Genomic DNA, 16,330 nt, shown 5'->3' with positions numbered 1-16,330 from the left:
TTTTATATAAATTCAAAAGTCCCTGATCTATAGAAAAGGGACTTTTTTAATTATTGCTTATTTTCTCGATTTCGGGTTTTATTATTTACCCACCAATACAAAGGCGGAATAAGTAATGGAGCAAAAAGCAAAGTGCTTGCCAGGCCGCCAATGATTACCGTTGCCAATGGTCGTTGGATATCAGAACCGATGCCGCTGGAAACAGAAGCGGGGATAAGACCGAAAATAGCTAGAATAAGGATAGATAATAATGCTCTTAATTGTTCTTTAGAGGTTTGTTCAATCCGTTTTTTTGATAGTATATTGCCCGATGTTGCCCTGTTTAATGCTGAAACTAGTAATACTCCTGCCATTACTGATATTCCGAAAATAGAAACAAAACCGACACCTGCTGAAACATTAAAATAATATCCGCGCAGGAGCAATGCTATAATTCCGCCCGCCAAAGCAAATAGAATGCAGCTTGTTGTAACCAGCGTGTGCCTGAAGTTTTTATATAGCATAAAAAGGAATATAAAAACCATTGCCAATGTCAGGGGAATAGTCATGGCCAGTTGTTTTCCGGCACGTTCCAAATTTTCATATTGACCGCCATATACCAGTTCGTAGCCTTTAGGAATGGTTATGTCATTTTCTATTTTCTTTTGCAGTTCTTTTACGAAACCGCCCTGATCCCTGCCTCTGATATTGGTGCGCACAGTTATCATCCGTTTGTTGTTGTACCTGTAGATATTCGTCTGTCCTTCTACAAAACTAATTTTAGCAAGCTGTTCCAGCGGAATAAGAGAACCACTCGAAGAAGGCACAAGCAATTTTTGGATTTCGTCAATATTGTTTCGGAATTGAGGCAGATAACGGATAACAATATCATAGCGTTTTGCTCCGTCATATAGAACGGAAATGTTTTTACCGCCAATGGCAGCTTCTATCATATTTTGAATATCGGCTACATTGATACCATATCGGGCTGCCTGTTCCCGATTGATATTGACAGCCAATTGTTCCTGTGTTCCTTCCTGTTCGATGTTTACACCTACACTTCCATGCATTGATTTTACGATATTGGCTATACTATCTGCCTTGTTTCGCATCAGTGTCAAATCATCACCTACAATTGAGACTGCAAGATCGGCGGCACTTCCGGTTACAATTTCCATTACCTGATCGATAATAGGCTGTCCGGAAGAAAATTTTACGCTTGGTAGTTCGTTTTCCAGTTCAGTACTGATCTGCTTTACTAATTCTTTTTTGGAAATGGTATCATTCCACAGATGATATTCCTTTAAGCCTACCAAAATTTCATTTCGATTGGCAGGAAACGGATCGGTACCATCATCATTTCTACCAGTCTGGGTAATTACATAAGAGATTTGCGGATATTTTGAAATGATCTTGCGAATCTTTGGAGCGTATTTGGCATTTTCCTGTATGGTAATCCCGGCAGGAAAATTGCCCCGAAGAAAAATAGAGCCTTCATCCAGTTCCGGTAAAAATTCTGTCCCTAATTTCATTCCGAATGAAATCAGGAATAACACTATTCCAAAACCAATGAGTACTGTTTTTTTGTAATGCTTTAAAAGTTTGGAAAGCATTTTTCCATAACTGTTTTCTAAAAATTCAAGCAGCTTGTTTTTATGTTCTTTGAATGGTTTGTCAGGATTTGAAATGGCTTTGTTGTATACAAAAGAAATCAGTACCGGAATAAAGGTTAGTGCGGCAATCATAGAACCAATAACTGCAAATGCCAGAGTCAGGGCCATTGGTGAAAAAAGCTTGCCTTCTACCCGGGTCATTAAGAGGATAGGCATATAGGCCAATATGATAATTGTTACAGAGAAGAAAATTTCACGGCCAACTTCTTTTGCAGAAAGCAGTGTCATCTGTACAATCCCGCTTTCCTTTTCTTCTGGTGTGGCGTTCCGGTATTTCCTAATCAGATGTTCTGCCATTACTACAGCACCGTCTACAATTATTCCAAAATCAATCGCGCCCAATGAAAGCAGATTGGCAGGAATACCCGTAAGCCGCATAATGATAAAGGCAAAAAGCAATGAAAAAGGAATAGTGAGTGCCACGACCAAAGCACTTCGCATGCTTCCTAAAAAGAAAATCAGGATGATGATAACGATACTAACGCCTTCAAACAAGGTTGTTCCAACAGTGTGCAGCGAATGGTCAATTAAAAAGCTTCGGTCATAAAGAGTTCTGATTTTTACGCCTTCCGGCAATTCGCTTTGCTGCAAATCGGCAATTCGTTGTTTGAGTTCTGTCAATACCTCACTTGGATTTTCATATCTGCGAAGCAAAATAATTCCTTCAACTCCGTTATTTACATCTACATTTCCTCCGGCAACGGTATAGCCCAATACTCCGCTTGGCGGCGGCGGAGCAATTTCCACGCTTGCCACATCCCGCACAAAAACAGGTACTCCGTTTTCCGATTTGAGTACGATATTTTCAATATCACTTTCATTCTTGATGGCTCCCAATCCGCGAACGGCAAAGCCCTGACCGCCACGTTCCAGGATATTTCCGCCAGTGTTTTGGTTGTTTGCAATTACGGCATTTTCTACTTCTGAAATTGTAAGACCATACTTGCGTAATTTGTCCGGATAAGTAAGGATATGGAATTGTTTCAAAGGGCCGCCAAAAGTAGTAATGTCGGCTATTCCTGCTGTTTGTAGCAAATAAGGCTTGATTACCCAATCCTGTAAATCCCTTAACTGAATAGGCGAAAAGGTTGGAGGCGCTTCGACCACATAACGAAAAATCTCACCAACTGCCGTAGACAGAGGAGCAAGTTCAGGCGATACGCCTTCAGGCAATTCGGCTGTTGCAAGGCGTTCCATTACCTGCTGTCTTGCGAAATAGTCATCCGTACCATCTTTAAAAGTGAGCTGCACGACACTTAAACCAAAAATAGTCCTGCTTCTTCGATCCAGTACATTGGGCGTGTTTTGCAATGCTCTTTCTATAGGAACGGTAACCTGCTGTTCTACTTCTTCGGCAGCACGGCCTTGATATTGCGCTACGATAATTACATTGGTATCGGCTATATCAGGATAGGCTTCAATTTTCAGATTTGTAAAACAATAATAGCCAATTGCCATTAGTGCAAAACTTACCACTATCACAAGCCAGCGGTTTTTTAGGGAGAATATCAGTAGCTTATTAATCATTACTTGCTTTTTTAGGATTTTACTATATCCGGATTTGTTTTATCTGTAAATACATGCCTGTATTATAGCCAGGAATTGAATCTTTTAATGAACCAGTTTTTTACTAATTGCGTAAGCAGGCAATAGCTGGTCAGTATGCCTATAAGCCATGGGAAGTAGCTTAATGGCAAAGGCTGCATTTTTAATGCTGCTGCAAAAGGTGAAAAAGGAATAAGGATGCCTATAACCATAATCAATGAAGTTAAAGCGACTACCGGAGTTGCTGCCCAACTTTGTATAAAAGGTATCTTGCGAGTACGTATCATGTGTATAATCAGCGTTTGCGAAAGCAGTCCTTCTACAAACCAGCCGCTTTGAAAAAGTGTCTGATGTTCAGCCGTGTTTGCTTTGAACACAAAGAACATGACAGCAAAAGTGGCAAAATCAAAGATGGAGCTTATCGGGCCAATGAAAAGCATAAACCTGGAGACGCTACCGGCATCCCATTTCTTTGGTTTTTGGATAAACTCTTCATCCATTCTGTCCCACGGAATAGAAATCTGTGAAACATCATAGAGCAGGTTTTGTATCAGCAGATGTACAGGCAACATGGGCAGGAATGGCAAAAATGCACTTGCTCCAAGCATACTGAACATATTTCCGAAATTGCTGCTGGCTGTCATTTTGATGTATTTAATGATATTACCAAAAGTCCGTCTGCCATATATCACACCTTTACGCAGTACCATAAGATCTTTTTCCAGTAAAATAATATCGGCACTTTCTTTTGTAATGTCTACGGCTGTATCTACACTGATGCCTACATCGGATTCTTTTAATGCGGCGGCATCATTAATACCATCGCCCATAAAACCAACAGTATGGCCTTTGCCTCGTAATGCTTTTACAACTCTTACTTTTTGCAGGGGATTTAGCTTGGCAAATACAGAAACAGTATCAATTTGCTGTAATAATTCATCATCGGTCATTTTTTCCAAATCGATGCCATTGACCACATGCTGTACAGGAATGCCTACGTCATTGCAAATCTTTTTTGTAACGATTTCATTATCGCCCGTAAGGACTTTTATGCTTACACCTAATTTTTGCAAGGCTTCAATTGCAGGTTTTGATGATGGTTTTGCAGGATCGAGAAAACCAATAAAACCGGTTAAAGTAAGTTGGTTTTCATCTTGAACGGAATAGGTGAGTGGGTGTGAACCGTCAAATTCACGAATGGCAACCAACAAAACCCGAAGTCCTTCTTCATTCATTTTTTTAGAAGTATTCAATACGGTGTTTCGCATCGTATCGTCCATTGGCACGATGGTGTCATTCTCGATATGAAGGCTGCGGTCATCACCCGGATCAAAAGCATTGGTGCATAATTCCAGCATTTCTTCAACCGCTCCTTTGGTAATAAGAAGATGCTTGCCATTATGTGTTTTAAGCACAACAGACATTCGTCTGCGTTGAAAATCAAAAGGAATTTCATCTACTTTAATGTATTGTTCTTCTACTTTCAGATAGTCGTGCAAATCGGCGTGTTCCAACACGGCTTCGTCCATCAGGTTTTTAAGTCCTGTTTGGTGGTAACTGTTGAGGTAAGCCCATTTAAGTACTTCATCGTCTTCTATTCCGTAAACATTCAGGTGTTTTTCCAGTACAATTTTATCCAATGTCAAAGTTCCGGTCTTGTCCGTACAAAGAATATCCATTGCCCCAATATTTTGGATGGAGTTCAGACGTTTTACGATTACTTTATGTTTGCTCATGGTTACAGCGCCTTTTGCCAGATTAGCGGTAACTATCATAGGCAGCATTTCAGGTGTTAGGCCTACTGCTATGGCAATGGCAAAGAGCAATGCTTCTGCCCAGTCGTTTTTCAACAAACCGTTGATTAAAAAAATAAGCGGAACCATCACCAGCATAAAACGGATGAGCAGAAAACTGACCTTATTAATTCCTTTGTCAAAGCTGGTTTCGGGACGTTCTCCCACAATAGACTTACTGATGCTGCCAAAAAAAGTATAGCTTCCTGTAGCAACAACAATTGCCATAGCAGAACCGCTTACCACATTTGTACCCATAAAACACACATTGTTGAGTTCCGTAGGTTGCTTTTTTTCTGCATTGCGTATCGGAAAATGATTTTTTTCAACCGGCAAGGCTTCACCTGTGAGCATGCTTTCGCTAACAAAAAGATCTTTGCTTTGCATAATGCGGCAATCGGCAGGAATCATGTCCCCAGCAGACAGATGTATGATATCGCCAGGAACAAGTTCGCTGATTGGGATTTCTTTTTTACCTGTAAACTTTCTTAATACGGTAGCCGTGGTCTTTACCATGCTCTTTAGCTTTTCGGCAGCCGAATTGCTTCGGTATTCCTGCACAAAACGCAAAAGGGCACTTACCAAAATCATAATAGAAACTACGATTACGGTTTTGAAATCACGATCTTCAGCAGTGGGTAGCCATACGTCAATAATAAATGAAACGGCAGCAATGACCAATAGTATGTAAATAAAAGGATTGGCAAATGCCTTTAATAACTGAATAAATCGCTTTGGTGCTTTTTGGTGCTGTAATTCATTAACTCCAAATTTCAATTTGCGTTCTTCTGCCGTGGCATTAGTTATTCCTTGCTCACTGGTTTCCAGCATGGCATACACAAACTTATCATCCTGGCTGGATGCATTTTGCAGTTTGGTGACGGTTCCCATATTCATTCCGCTGGAATTGATTATGGAGTGGAGCGGGTTTTTTAATTTTGTTTTAAAGTGTATCATCATAATCCTCTTTATTTGTTGATGAATAAATATCCAGACCTTGAAGCAAACAGATTGGGCACATGTTTTTATGTAGTTGAAAAAGAAAAGTTGGGAGAAGGAATAGCTGTATGGCTTAAACTAACACTATAAATTTGATGGCATTCCGGTACTCCCAACTTACTTTACGGTTCTTGAAGCCGCATTAATGCAACAGTTTGGTCATATATATACTATTGGAAAGAAAAGTTGGGAGGAGGAATATATCTCTGCATGGCTGAAATCATAGTTATAAATCGGATTCTGTTCCTATAATCTCCCAACTTACCTTAATTACTTTTTCTTCAATGGTCAGGCGGCTAGCTACCCGTTCGATCATGTTATCCTGCGGCGTTGCCGATTTGATAACGGCTGTTATTGTTACATGGCTTATATCATCAGTATCATCACTGGTCAATGATTTTAGTAATAGTTTTTCTTCATTTCCGAGCATCTGCATCAGCAATACCCGAATGTGATTTTCGACTTCGGTTTTGCATTTAATTGTGAACAGATAGTCAATTTGCGTTGCAGCGGATTTAATAAATGTAAGCGAGCTCAGTTTTTGCCCAAGCGGACGCAGAAGTATGTGTGTAAGCATAATAGCAGCAGTAACAATACCTGCCTGCGCAAATAAGCCCAAACCGCAAAGCGAACCCACGGCAGCCGAACACCAAATAGTGGCTGCGGTGTTTAAGCCTTGAACACTTAAGCCGTCTTTCATGATTACGCCCGCACCCAAAAAACCAATACCGGTTACAATTTGTGCTGCAATACGACTTGGATCACCTACATTATCCGTCAGAGAAACCGAAAGCAATATAAAAGCTGCAGAACCTAACGATACCAAAGTATTGGTGCGTAACCCGGCGCTTTTTTGCCGCCACTGTCGTTCAATGCCAATAGAAGCACCAAAGACTAGCGCAAACAAAAGGCGGATAGAAAAACTTAAAATGGTCATCGGTTCTGATTTTATAATTACTTGCTTTGAGATAAATCAATATCCAAAGCTTAATCCTTTTAATTGCATTACGCCTTCAATGGCAATTTCATCGCCATTATTTAATCCTTTAAATACAACTATCCTGTTGCCAATCTGCTGCCCGGTTTGTATTTCTCTTCGTTCAAATTCGTGAGCCGACTTTTTAGCAAATACATAATTTTTTCCCTGTACGGTGGCTAAAGATGTTTTGCTTATGGTGATGGAATTGCCTTCGTTTAATCCAAATGAAATGTTGGCGAACATTCCTGCTTTGATTTTGCTCGTGCTATTGTTTACCCTTATACGGACTTTTACCATTCGTGTCGTATTATCTACGACATCGGCAATGTTTTCAACTTTTCCGGTATAAGTTTCATTAGGGAATGATGAAAACGAGATAGAGCAGGAGCTTCCTTCGTTTATCTTGCTGATTTGGTTTTCAGGAATGTCACAGATGATATAGGCTGCTCCTGCTTTAGCATTACGTAAGAGTTCCGGGTTAAAGCCGCCAGATTTTAATTTGGCTTCATGCTCAATCAATGCTGTTTTTTCATTGGCAAGATTCGTTTGTTCCATGCTTAACGCTGTCTGAGCATTTAATAAATCCTGTCCTGTGGCCGATCCATGTTGCTGCAAATCTTTTGTACGCTCCAGTTCGATCTGTTTTTGGCGGATGTTGATGTTCTGGATTTGGCGGATATTTGCCTGATGCTGGATTAGCTGCGTATAATTACTTGCCAGTTCTGGTTTTTCAAATAATATGATGTTTTGTGATGCTCCGGTGTTTGATGAAACAATTATGGCTCCGACATTCCCTATAGCGGCCAAATCAGCGTTGATATTGTTATCGTTTACTTTTTCGGTTTTGAAAAATGAAAGAGCTGTCGCATCCGGAAAGGATATTTCCTGACCGCCGTTGCTAACTGTTGGTGTCGTATTTTTTTCCTCTTTCTTTTTTTCTTCATTTCTGCATGAAGCAAGAAGCAGGAGCATTGGTAATAGGTATCTTATGTTCTTCATTATTTTGCTAGTTGATTGATTAAACCTGTTGCATAAAGCAGTTGAAAGTAGCTTTGGCGGTATTGTTGCAAAGCCTCATAATATTGTTGCTGTGTTTCCAACCAGCTACGTTGTGCTTCCAAAAAATCGATAATGGTTGTGCCGCTTTTTAGATAGGCATATTTTACATTGTCTAAAATAGACTGAGACTGCTGTATGACGGTTTCGAAATTCTGAACGTTCTGTTGCTGTTGCTTGTAGCTTGCATAAGCAGTTTTGATTTCGGTTTGCAATTGTTCCTGTATCGTAAAAAGATGTTGCTCTGCCTGTTTTTTCAGTACTGCTGATTTTTTTATCTCACCTTGATTCCGATTGAAAAAAGGGAGGTCGAAAGTGGCATAAATACCCCAATACGGAATAGTGTTTTGAGGGTTATAAATAACTCCAACTTCTGGTTGCGGGAATGCAAGCGATTTCTGAAGGTTGATGTTGCTGTCTGAAACTTCAATCAATGTTTTGGCAGTTGTGATGTCACTGCGGTTCTCAAGAGATTGAGCAAGTAAACCATCTATATTTTCAGAATCATTAAAAAGAAATTGGTCTTCCATATCAATATTCAACGAATCTTTAATGCCTAACAAAAATCGAAGCTCGGATTGCTTATTGGCATGTTCCTGCAACATTGTTTTATATTGGATGGCATATTGCTTGGATAATAATTGAGTACGATACAGATCAGTTTGAGTAATGACCTGATTTTTATATCTGTTTTGATTGGTAATAACAAGGCTGTCAATGTTACTTTTGGCAGAAGTCAGAATATCCAGCTGCTTTTGGGTTACCCATACCTCAAGCCATTTTTGGGCAACTTCAAGAAATAAGTTGCGTTCTGTTTCTGCATAGCTTTTTTCGACAAAGGTGATATTCTTGCCTGCCATATCTATTTTGTGCTTGCGCTGTCCCGCAACCTGAAAAGTTTTTCCTAATTGGAAAGCATATTGGTTGTTTATGGCACTGTATAAATCAGAATTGGGCGCTGCATTTTTTTGAGAAGCAATATTGATATAGTTTAGCCCTAATTTAGGATTATACCACTGTTTTGAAGTGATGGCTTCCGCTTGAGCGATACCTATAGCAAATTGTTCGGTTTTTAAAAAGGGATTGCTGGCTTTTGCTGTTTGCAGAGCCCGTTGCAGGGTATATTTGTCCTGCGCCTTTATCGTGTGACTAAACACGAAAAGAAGTGCAATCGATACTGGGAGTTTGAAACGGAAAATCATTATGCCTGTTTTTATCGGCACAAAAGTCTTTATTCCCTATGGAAAGGGCCGTTAGAGAATCAATAGAAAAAAATTAGAATTTTATTAGAGACAGAATAGTTGTACTAACAGCAATTCAAATTTGCCTGAATGGGAGGACATTTTACGGTTCCATAACTACAATATACGCAGCAATCGCCTGGAAGCGGTTTTAATTTTGTTTTGCAGTTTTCGCATTCGTAAAAATAGACGCAGGCATCTGTTGGCATAATCTCCGCTTTTTTGTGTCCGCAGTCAGGGCAGGTTATTGTAGAGTTGAGTTCTGCCGTTTTGTTATCGGATGTTGTACAGGTAGCGCAAGAAGTATGCATTTTGTTTCGTCTGTAATTCCAAAAAGTGGCTATTAAAAGTCCAAGCATGCCTGCATATAGAAAATAAGTCCAATAATCGCTATCGTTAAAATGATAGCCATAAAAAATTAATAGTCCGCTTGGAATGGCTACTAATAACGGGTATAAGCAACGGTGTTTGAAATAAGAAATGACAAGTCCGGCAATATTTATCAGAACCATTATTTGGAAAATCCACATCGACCAGCCGCCAAAAAGCTCAAAACTTCCTAATCCCAAAGCCGAAGCTGCAAAAGCAAATATAGGAAAACAACAAGGTGAAAAGATTGCTGTTAGAAAAAGGGCTATGTTTCCGAATTTGTCAATGTTTGGAAGAAGTTTCATGCTTATTTGTTTTTATTATTAGAAGTAATTTGGTGCAGCTCAACGGTAAACACCGTTCCTTTTTCAGGAGAAGAAGCAACGTTGATTTCTCCTTTATGGAGTGTTATAATTTTTTGTGTAAGCGAAAGGCCAATGCCGTTTCCATCTGCATATTTTTTATTTTTGCCCCTGTAAAAAGGAGTAAAGATATTTTTGATATCATCTTTAGAAATACCAATACCTTTATCGACAAAACGCAATAAGATTTTTCCATTGCCATAGGAAAAAGAAACGGTACTTTGCTTGTTATCTGAAAATTTACAGCCGTTTTCAAACAGGTTTACAAAAGCTACTTTTAAAAGATACTCGTTGCCGTTTACAGATATCTGGTCATCGTTCTCAAAATCGCTTTCAAAGTGGATATCAATCTTGTAATCGGGATTTGCCTGTTGTGCTTGTGAGCGTGCATCCAATAATATTTCGTCTATGCGGACAGGCTTAAAAGAAATTTCAGATGGATCATAACTTGCTTTTGCCAGGTCAAGCAGGCTATTTGAAAGACGTGCCAGTTTTTTGGCATCCGCCAGCGCATTAGTGACCACGTCCTTGTATTCGAGAACTGTACGGTCTTTATGGGTAGATAATTCCAATTCGGCAATAATGGCTGCAAGAGGCGTTCTTAATTCATGGGAAATATTGGAAACAAAATGTTTTTGTGCCTCAAATGAATTCTCCAACCGATCCAGCATTTCGTTGAATGTATTGGCTAACTCAGAAAGCTCGTCTTTGCTTCCGTTGCTCATTAGGCGTAAGTCAAGATTGGTAGCTGAAATATTTGCTGCCTTTTCTGTCATTTCCTTTACCGGCCCGAATGCTTTTTTCGAAAAGAAACGCCCGGCGATGTAGATGAACAGGACAGAAATGATAAAAACAATAATGATGGTCTTAAACAGGCTGTCGAGTTTGGTATAGCCATATTGGTCATAAGCTGTAGCGGTAACAATAAAATAGCTGCCCTGGAATTCATACCGAAGTCCGATAACTTGCCAATCCTGCTGATAAAAACTGATTTCTCCTTTTTGGTTGATCTCGTTTATCATCTGTTTGGTTTCCTTTACATAATCGATATCAACGGCATCATGATAAAGCAAGGTAAAAGAGGGATCATAAATAGCGACTTCTACTTCATTTAGTATTCTCCTGTTGTTATGGTAGATTTCCTGTAAGTTCTTTTTATCAACTCTGGCATTTAAAAAGAGATTGGCTTTGGTAATGGCTTCTTTTTTTAGCAGTAAATAAAACTCTTTTTCCCTGTTTTCTTTGGCAGTAAAATAAATAACTGCGGCAAAAATCAATAAGATAGTCGCTGTAATAAGTGTGAATAGCAAGGTAAGCCGTGTCCTGATTTTCATTATTCTGCTTTCAAGATAAATCCCATTCCTGATTTGGTGTGTATCAATTTTTTGTCAAAATCCTTATCGATTTTTTTTCTCAGATAATTGATATAAACATCAATAAAATTAGTGCCTGTATCAAAATGTGTATCCCATACTTTTTCGGCAATTTCAACTCGTGATAATACTCGCTCCGGATTGTGCATCAGATACTCCAACAGCTTAAATTCTTTTGGCGTGAGGCTTATTTCTTGTCCGTCCCGTTTCACGATTTTAGTGTGAAGGTTCATTTCAAGATCCGCAAAGCGCACAATAAATCCTGTATTATTTGCTGTTTTAGTATTGCGTTTTAGCAAGGCACGGATACGAACCAGCAGTTCGCGCATTTCAAAAGGCTTGACCAGATAATCGTCTGCTCCGGCATCAAATCCTTCTACTTTATCGTCTGTCGTGCCCAGAGCTGTCAACATGATAATAGGAATATCAGGTTTGCTTTCCCGTATTTGCCTGCATACATCGATTCCATCCATTTTTGGCAAAATAATATCTGTAATAATCAGGTCATAATCGTTTTGCAAAGCTAACTTCTTTCCTGAAAGTCCGTCATAGGCCAAAGTAATGGCAAAGCCTTGTTCTTCTAAGCCTCTTTGTATGAGTTCGGCTACCCTCTGATCGTCTTCTATTACTAAAATTGCCATTTTTTTCTTTTTGGAGTGGAATATACAAAGCTACGAAATAAGCTGTATTATAAAGAAGTAATGTAAAAAGTGGGTCAGTTACAGTAAAAAATGTTTTAAGACTTATGATAAAACCTATATTCGATGATTTATTAGCCGACAGATTGGTGTTTCAGGAAAAACCGTGCTGAATCTTATCGAAAAATCCAAGAAAAGGAAACCATGAGAATAGTCTTCCAAGAATTGAAACACTTCCTAATCCCGCACATTTAATCTTATCAATAATGTGTCTTTTTTTCCTTCCGTAACAAATACTGCATTGTCAGAACGACTATATCCCTGTGAGATTCTTAAAGTATCATATCCGTCTTTTAAAAACATGATATCATAATCAGTGTTACAACTTGCTATACCACAGCTAAAAAACTTCAAAACATTAAAATATCCATCAATATCGGTTGTGTCAATTCTAGAACCTTGGCTTGAATTCATTTTTACGACAACACCTTTTAATCTTTCACCTGTAATAGCATCTTCTACTACACCAGTCTCTCCAACATTTTTGTCGCAGGATACTAGTAAAGTAAAAAAACATATACAGAGTAAATATAGATAATGTTTCATGGTTTAAAATATTTATATAGGAGATGTCTTATTGATGTAAAAGTTGCGTTTTGAGTTTAATTTGGAATTAAGTTTTTATTATCCATGTTCATATCGTTTTATTGTTGTCTAAGAAGATCGGGTTTTTTGTAATGGATAAAAAAAGGACAAACCAATAAAAATATCGATTTGTCCTTTTAAGTGGAGAAGATGGGATTCGAACCCACTACCTCTTGGCTGCCAGCCAAGCGCTCTAGCCAAGTGAGCTACATCCCCAAAGCTGGCACAAATTAAGGTAATTAATTTTCAAAAAGCAAATACCTCCTGATGAATTTATTTTACAAAAGCGTAACTTTACCTGCAAATATTTTTTTATGACTACACAAAGATTAAACGGCTCATTATATACCGTTATCGAAAATAAAATAGCAACAGTTGAATTCGGACATCCTGCAAGTAATTCTTTTCCAAGCGAATTATTACAACGATTAACAGATGAATTAAATAACCTGAGCAGTAATTCGGAAGTAAATCTTATTATTCTAAAAAGTGAAGGTGATGGAGCATTCTGTGCCGGGGCTTCTTTTGATGAACTTTTGGCGGTGTCCAATCTTATTGAAGGAACCAGCTTCTTTTCAGGTTTTGCAAACGTCATCAACGCGATGCGTAAATGTTCTAAACTAATTGTAGGGCGCATTCATGGCAAGGCTGTTGGTGGTGGAGTAGGATTGGCAGCGGCGTGCGATTATGCTTTTGCAACTGTTGACAGTGCTATCAAATTATCGGAACTGGCTATCGGAATCGGGCCTTTTGTGATTGAACCGGCTGTTTCAAGAAAAATCGGTAAAGGTGCTTTAGGCGAAATGACGTTGGCGGCAGACGAATGGAAAAATGCCTATTGGGCTCAGGAAAAAGGACTGTACGCCAAAGTTTTTGAAACAAAAGAAGACTTAGATAAAGAATTAGAAATCTTTACTTCAAAACTAGCATCCTATAATCCCGAAGCCTTATCTGAAATGAAAAAAGTACTATGGGAAGGAACAGAAAACTGGGATACACTTTTGTATGAAAGAGCTTCAATCTCAGGGAAATTGGTTTTGTCAGATTTTAGCAGAAATGCCCTGAACCAATTCAAAAAGTAACTAAATTTGCAGAAATAAAAAAGAATGAGCAAAATCAGAATTACCAAGCAATTTAGTTTCGAAACGGGACATGCATTGTATGGCTACGACGGAAAATGTAAAAATGTACATGGACATAGTTATAAATTGTCGGTAACGGTAATAGGGACACCAATTTCAGATTCTACCAACGTGAAATTTGGAATGGTGATTGATTTTTCGGATTTGAAAAAGATAGTCCGTGAAGAAGTTGTAGATGTTTTTGACCATGCAACCGTTTTTAATAAAAACACTCCACACATTGAATTGGCAGAAGAACTAAAAAGCCGAGGCCATCATGTGATTTTAGTCGGTTATCAGCCAACAAGCGAAAATATGGTGATTGATTTCGCCGAGAAAATCAAGAGCAGATTGCCAGAAAATATCGCCCTGCATTCTTTGAGATTACAGGAAACAGAAACGTCCTATGCAGAATGGTTTCAAAGCGACAACTAGTTTGAGTCAGGTAATCTCTGTGAAAATTTCTTCGTAAAACGTATGAACTTGAATAAACTAAACAAATACGATAAGGCATACCTTCGTATAGCAAAAGAATGGAGCCGACTGTCGTATTGCCAAAGAAAACAGGTTGGCGCAATTATTGTGAAAGACAGGATGATTATCTCTGACGGCTACAACGGAACGCCATCCGGATTTGAAAATACCTGTGAAGGAGCAGATGGACTGACTTTATGGTATGTGCTTCATGCCGAGGCGAATGCCATTCTTAAAGTTGCCGGTTCGACACAATCTTGTGAAGGAGCGACTTTGTATATCACATTGTCACCTTGTAAAGAATGTAGCAAGCTGATCCATCAATCGGGAATAAAACGAGTTGTATATCAGGAAGGCTATAAAGATGATTCCGGAATACAATTTTTAAAAGATGCTGGCGTTGAGGTAGTTCATATTTCAGAAACCGAAATGAATGAAAAACAATAAGATATACCTACCACTTGTTATTTTTGCTGCTCTGGCAATAGGTGTAGTATTGGGCGGAATGCTTAATTTTCCGACCCACGGAATCGCTTTCTCCAAAACCAATCCCAAAAACAAATTAAACAAACTCCTTGACTTTATAGACAGGGAATATGTTGATAATGTCAATACAGATTCTATCGTTGATCTTACAGTTACAGGCATATTAGATAAGTTGGACCCTCATTCCGTTTACATTGCTAAAAATGAATTTGAACAGGTTTCACAAAGCATGAAAGGTGATTTTGTGGGTATTGGTGTCAATTTTTACATGTATAATGATACTGTAGCTGTTATAAAACCGGTTGAAGGTGGGCCTTCAGAAAAAGCAGGCATCAAATCGGGTGACCGAATTCTTTTTGCAGACAATTACAAGCTTTTTGGACGAAAGATTACTAACGATACACTTTTCTCCAAACTAAAAGGTAGTGTGGGTTCTGATGTGGAACTTACCATCTATAGAAAGAATGAAAATAAAAAACTTAAAGTCAAAGTAAGACGTGATGTAATTCCTATCAAAAGTGTGGATATAGCTGTAATGGTGAATCCAGGTGTGGGATACATAAAAATAAACCGTTTTGCCGAAACAACATATAGTGAATTCGAATCCGGTCTTCTTGATCTTAAAAAACAAGGAGCAAAAACGCTTATAGTCGATGTGCGGGATAATGGAGGTGGCTATCTCGATAAAGCAATTGAAATAGCTGATGATTTCTTGAAAGATGATGCGCTAATTGTATTTACCAAAAATAAAAAAGGAAGAGTAGACAAAACGTATGCTACCAACGATGGAAGTTTTGAAACGGGTAAGGTATATATCCTGATTAATGAAAATAGTGCTTCGGCCAGTGAAATTTTAGCAGGAGCTATTCAGGATAACGACCGCGGACTGATAGTAGGAAGACGTTCTTTCGGAAAAGGATTGGTACAGCGTGAAATGCCATTAGGAGACGGATCGGCAGTAAGATTGACCGTTGCGAGATATTATACACCTACGGGACGCTCAATTCAAAAGTCGTACGAAAAAGGAAGTGAAGAATATTTCAAGGAATTTGAAAAACGCTTTGAGTCCGGCGAGTTATATAAATCAGACAGCATAAAAGTAGCAGACACGTTAAAATTCAAGACGCCAAAAGGACGTACTGTATATGGCGGCGGCGGAATTGTTCCGGATATCTTTGTTCCGCTGGAAGTAGAACATGGCGAAGAAAGTATTGCTTATATGATGCAATCCGGACTGGTGGGTTATTTTGCTTTTGAAGAATTGGATAAAAATCGTAATGATTTTAAAAACCTGACGTTCCAGCAGTTTCAGGCAAAAATGCAGCAGACAGATACGTATTTCAATACGTTCCAAAAGTATCTGATCAAAAATGGAGTTCTTTTGGATCTGAAACACACCAAAAACCTTGTCAAGCGTTATTTAGCTGCTGAATTTGCCAGACAGCTGTATGGAGACGACAAATACTATGAAATCGTATTAAAAGAAGACGCCATGATTAAGGCGGTTCTGGAAAACAAACAAGAAATGAAATAAAATAAAAAGCATCCCGAAAAGGATGCTTTTTATTTTATGTAAAACTCTTTTTCGTACAAAAAA

13 protein-coding genes, 1 tRNA gene and 1 pseudogene are annotated in these 16,330 nt (G+C 38.7%); 4 read left to right on the top strand and 11 right to left on the bottom strand.

Annotation, left to right across the window (positions count from 1 at the left end; genetic code table 11):
• Positions 1-50: 50 nt before the first annotated feature.
• From ABH942_RS03880 to ABH942_RS03830, 11 genes and pseudogenes are all read right to left on the bottom strand, one after another.
• Positions 51-3,179: an efflux RND transporter permease subunit gene (locus ABH942_RS03880; RefSeq protein ID WP_370029665.1), complete on the bottom strand. Its 3,129-nt coding sequence runs from the start codon at positions 3,177-3,179 to the stop codon at positions 51-53.
• A gap of 62 nt (positions 3,180-3,241) precedes the next feature.
• Entirely contained in the window at positions 3,242-5,950 is a 2,709-nt protein-coding gene (gene mgtA, locus ABH942_RS03875) for a magnesium-translocating P-type ATPase (RefSeq protein WP_370029664.1), read from the bottom strand.
• A 265-nt stretch (positions 5,951-6,215) separates the two neighbouring features.
• Positions 6,216-6,896 (bottom strand): MgtC/SapB family protein, encoded by a 681-nt coding sequence (locus tag ABH942_RS03870; protein ID WP_370029663.1) that lies wholly within the window; start codon positions 6,894-6,896, stop codon positions 6,216-6,218.
• 66 nt (positions 6,897-6,962) lie between these two features.
• Positions 6,963-7,967, bottom strand: a complete 1,005-nt coding sequence (locus tag ABH942_RS03865; protein ID WP_370029662.1) for an efflux RND transporter periplasmic adaptor subunit — start codon at positions 7,965-7,967, stop codon at positions 6,963-6,965.
• Positions 7,967-9,226 carry a TolC family protein gene (locus ABH942_RS03860; protein WP_370029661.1) on the bottom strand — a complete coding sequence of 420 codons (1,260 nt, stop codon included), beginning with the start codon at positions 9,224-9,226 and terminating at the stop codon, positions 7,967-7,969. The genes ABH942_RS03865 and ABH942_RS03860 overlap by 1 nt, the downstream gene beginning before the upstream one ends.
• Positions 9,227-9,330: 104 nt before the next feature.
• Positions 9,331-9,576 carry a GDCCVxC domain-containing (seleno)protein gene (locus ABH942_RS03855; protein WP_370029779.1) on the bottom strand — a complete coding sequence of 82 codons (246 nt, stop codon included), beginning with the start codon at positions 9,574-9,576 and terminating at the stop codon, positions 9,331-9,333.
• Positions 9,577-9,597: 21 nt separating this feature from the next.
• Positions 9,598-9,939, bottom strand: a pseudogene (locus tag ABH942_RS03850) (MerC domain-containing protein); the annotation flags it as partial.
• A 2-nt stretch (positions 9,940-9,941) separates the two neighbouring features.
• Positions 9,942-11,330, bottom strand: a complete 1,389-nt coding sequence (locus tag ABH942_RS03845; RefSeq protein ID WP_370029660.1) for an ATP-binding protein — start codon at positions 11,328-11,330, stop codon at positions 9,942-9,944.
• Positions 11,330-12,010: a response regulator transcription factor gene (locus ABH942_RS03840; RefSeq protein ID WP_370029659.1), complete on the bottom strand. Its 681-nt coding sequence runs from the start codon at positions 12,008-12,010 to the stop codon at positions 11,330-11,332. The genes ABH942_RS03845 and ABH942_RS03840 overlap by 1 nt, the downstream gene beginning before the upstream one ends.
• Positions 12,011-12,244: 234 nt before the next feature.
• Positions 12,245-12,613 (bottom strand): hypothetical protein, encoded by a 369-nt coding sequence (locus tag ABH942_RS03835; protein ID WP_370029658.1) that lies wholly within the window; start codon positions 12,611-12,613, stop codon positions 12,245-12,247.
• A 181-nt stretch (positions 12,614-12,794) separates the two neighbouring features.
• Positions 12,795-12,868, bottom strand: a tRNA-Ala gene (locus ABH942_RS03830).
• A 98-nt stretch (positions 12,869-12,966) separates the two neighbouring features.
• Between ABH942_RS03830 and ABH942_RS03825 the strand changes: the two genes are divergently transcribed.
• Genes ABH942_RS03825 through ABH942_RS03810 form a run of 4 tightly spaced genes read left to right on the top strand, consistent with a single transcriptional unit; the run spans position 12,967 to position 16,267 of the window.
• A complete protein-coding gene (locus tag ABH942_RS03825; RefSeq protein ID WP_370029657.1) occupies positions 12,967-13,734 on the top strand; it encodes an enoyl-CoA hydratase/isomerase family protein in 768 nt (255 codons plus the stop codon).
• 24 nt (positions 13,735-13,758) lie between these two features.
• Positions 13,759-14,208 carry a 6-pyruvoyl tetrahydropterin synthase family protein gene (locus ABH942_RS03820; RefSeq protein WP_370029656.1) on the top strand — a complete coding sequence of 150 codons (450 nt, stop codon included), beginning with the start codon at positions 13,759-13,761 and terminating at the stop codon, positions 14,206-14,208.
• 42 nt (positions 14,209-14,250) lie between these two features.
• On the top strand, positions 14,251-14,694 hold the full coding sequence (locus tag ABH942_RS03815; RefSeq protein WP_140001647.1) for a dCMP deaminase family protein: 444 nt from the start codon (positions 14,251-14,253) through the stop codon (positions 14,692-14,694).
• Positions 14,681-16,267 (top strand): S41 family peptidase, encoded by a 1,587-nt coding sequence (locus ABH942_RS03810; RefSeq protein ID WP_370029655.1) that lies wholly within the window; start codon positions 14,681-14,683, stop codon positions 16,265-16,267. Before ABH942_RS03815 ends, ABH942_RS03810 begins: the two co-directional genes overlap by 14 nt.
• Positions 16,268-16,330: the final 63 nt, after the last annotated feature.

This window comes from Flavobacterium sp. 28YEA47A (assembly GCF_041262125.1).
In the GTDB taxonomy this organism is placed as follows: Bacteria; Bacteroidota; Bacteroidia; order Flavobacteriales; family Flavobacteriaceae; genus Flavobacterium.
Note: the sequence above shows the minus strand (reverse complement) of the source record. Positions and strands in the feature narration are given on the sequence as shown.

What these genes read in the sequence shown, in the direction of transcription:
- ABH942_RS03860 (WP_370029661.1), bottom strand. Translation starts at nt 9,226, where the DNA reads ATGATTTTCCGTTTCAAACTCCCAGTATCGATTGCACTTCTTTTCGTG.
- ABH942_RS03820 (WP_370029656.1), top strand. Translation starts at nt 13,759, where the DNA reads ATGAGCAAAATCAGAATTACCAAGCAATTTAGTTTCGAAACGGGACAT.
- ABH942_RS03825 (WP_370029657.1), top strand. Translation starts at nt 12,967, where the DNA reads ATGACTACACAAAGATTAAACGGCTCATTATATACCGTTATCGAAAAT.
- ABH942_RS03855 (WP_370029779.1), bottom strand. Translation starts at nt 9,576, where the DNA reads ATGCATACTTCTTGCGCTACCTGTACAACATCCGATAACAAAACGGCA.
- ABH942_RS03840 (WP_370029659.1), bottom strand. Translation starts at nt 12,010, where the DNA reads ATGGCAATTTTAGTAATAGAAGACGATCAGAGGGTAGCCGAACTCATA.
- ABH942_RS03815 (WP_140001647.1), top strand. Translation starts at nt 14,251, where the DNA reads ATGAACTTGAATAAACTAAACAAATACGATAAGGCATACCTTCGTATA.
- ABH942_RS03835 (WP_370029658.1), bottom strand. Translation starts at nt 12,613, where the DNA reads ATGAAACATTATCTATATTTACTCTGTATATGTTTTTTTACTTTACTA.
- mgtA (WP_370029664.1), bottom strand. Translation starts at nt 5,950, where the DNA reads ATGATGATACACTTTAAAACAAAATTAAAAAACCCGCTCCACTCCATA.
- ABH942_RS03810 (WP_370029655.1), top strand. Translation starts at nt 14,681, where the DNA reads ATGAAAAACAATAAGATATACCTACCACTTGTTATTTTTGCTGCTCTG.
- ABH942_RS03845 (WP_370029660.1), bottom strand. Translation starts at nt 11,330, where the DNA reads ATGAAAATCAGGACACGGCTTACCTTGCTATTCACACTTATTACAGCG.
- ABH942_RS03865 (WP_370029662.1), bottom strand. Translation starts at nt 7,967, where the DNA reads ATGAAGAACATAAGATACCTATTACCAATGCTCCTGCTTCTTGCTTCA.
- ABH942_RS03880 (WP_370029665.1), bottom strand. Translation starts at nt 3,179, where the DNA reads ATGATTAATAAGCTACTGATATTCTCCCTAAAAAACCGCTGGCTTGTG.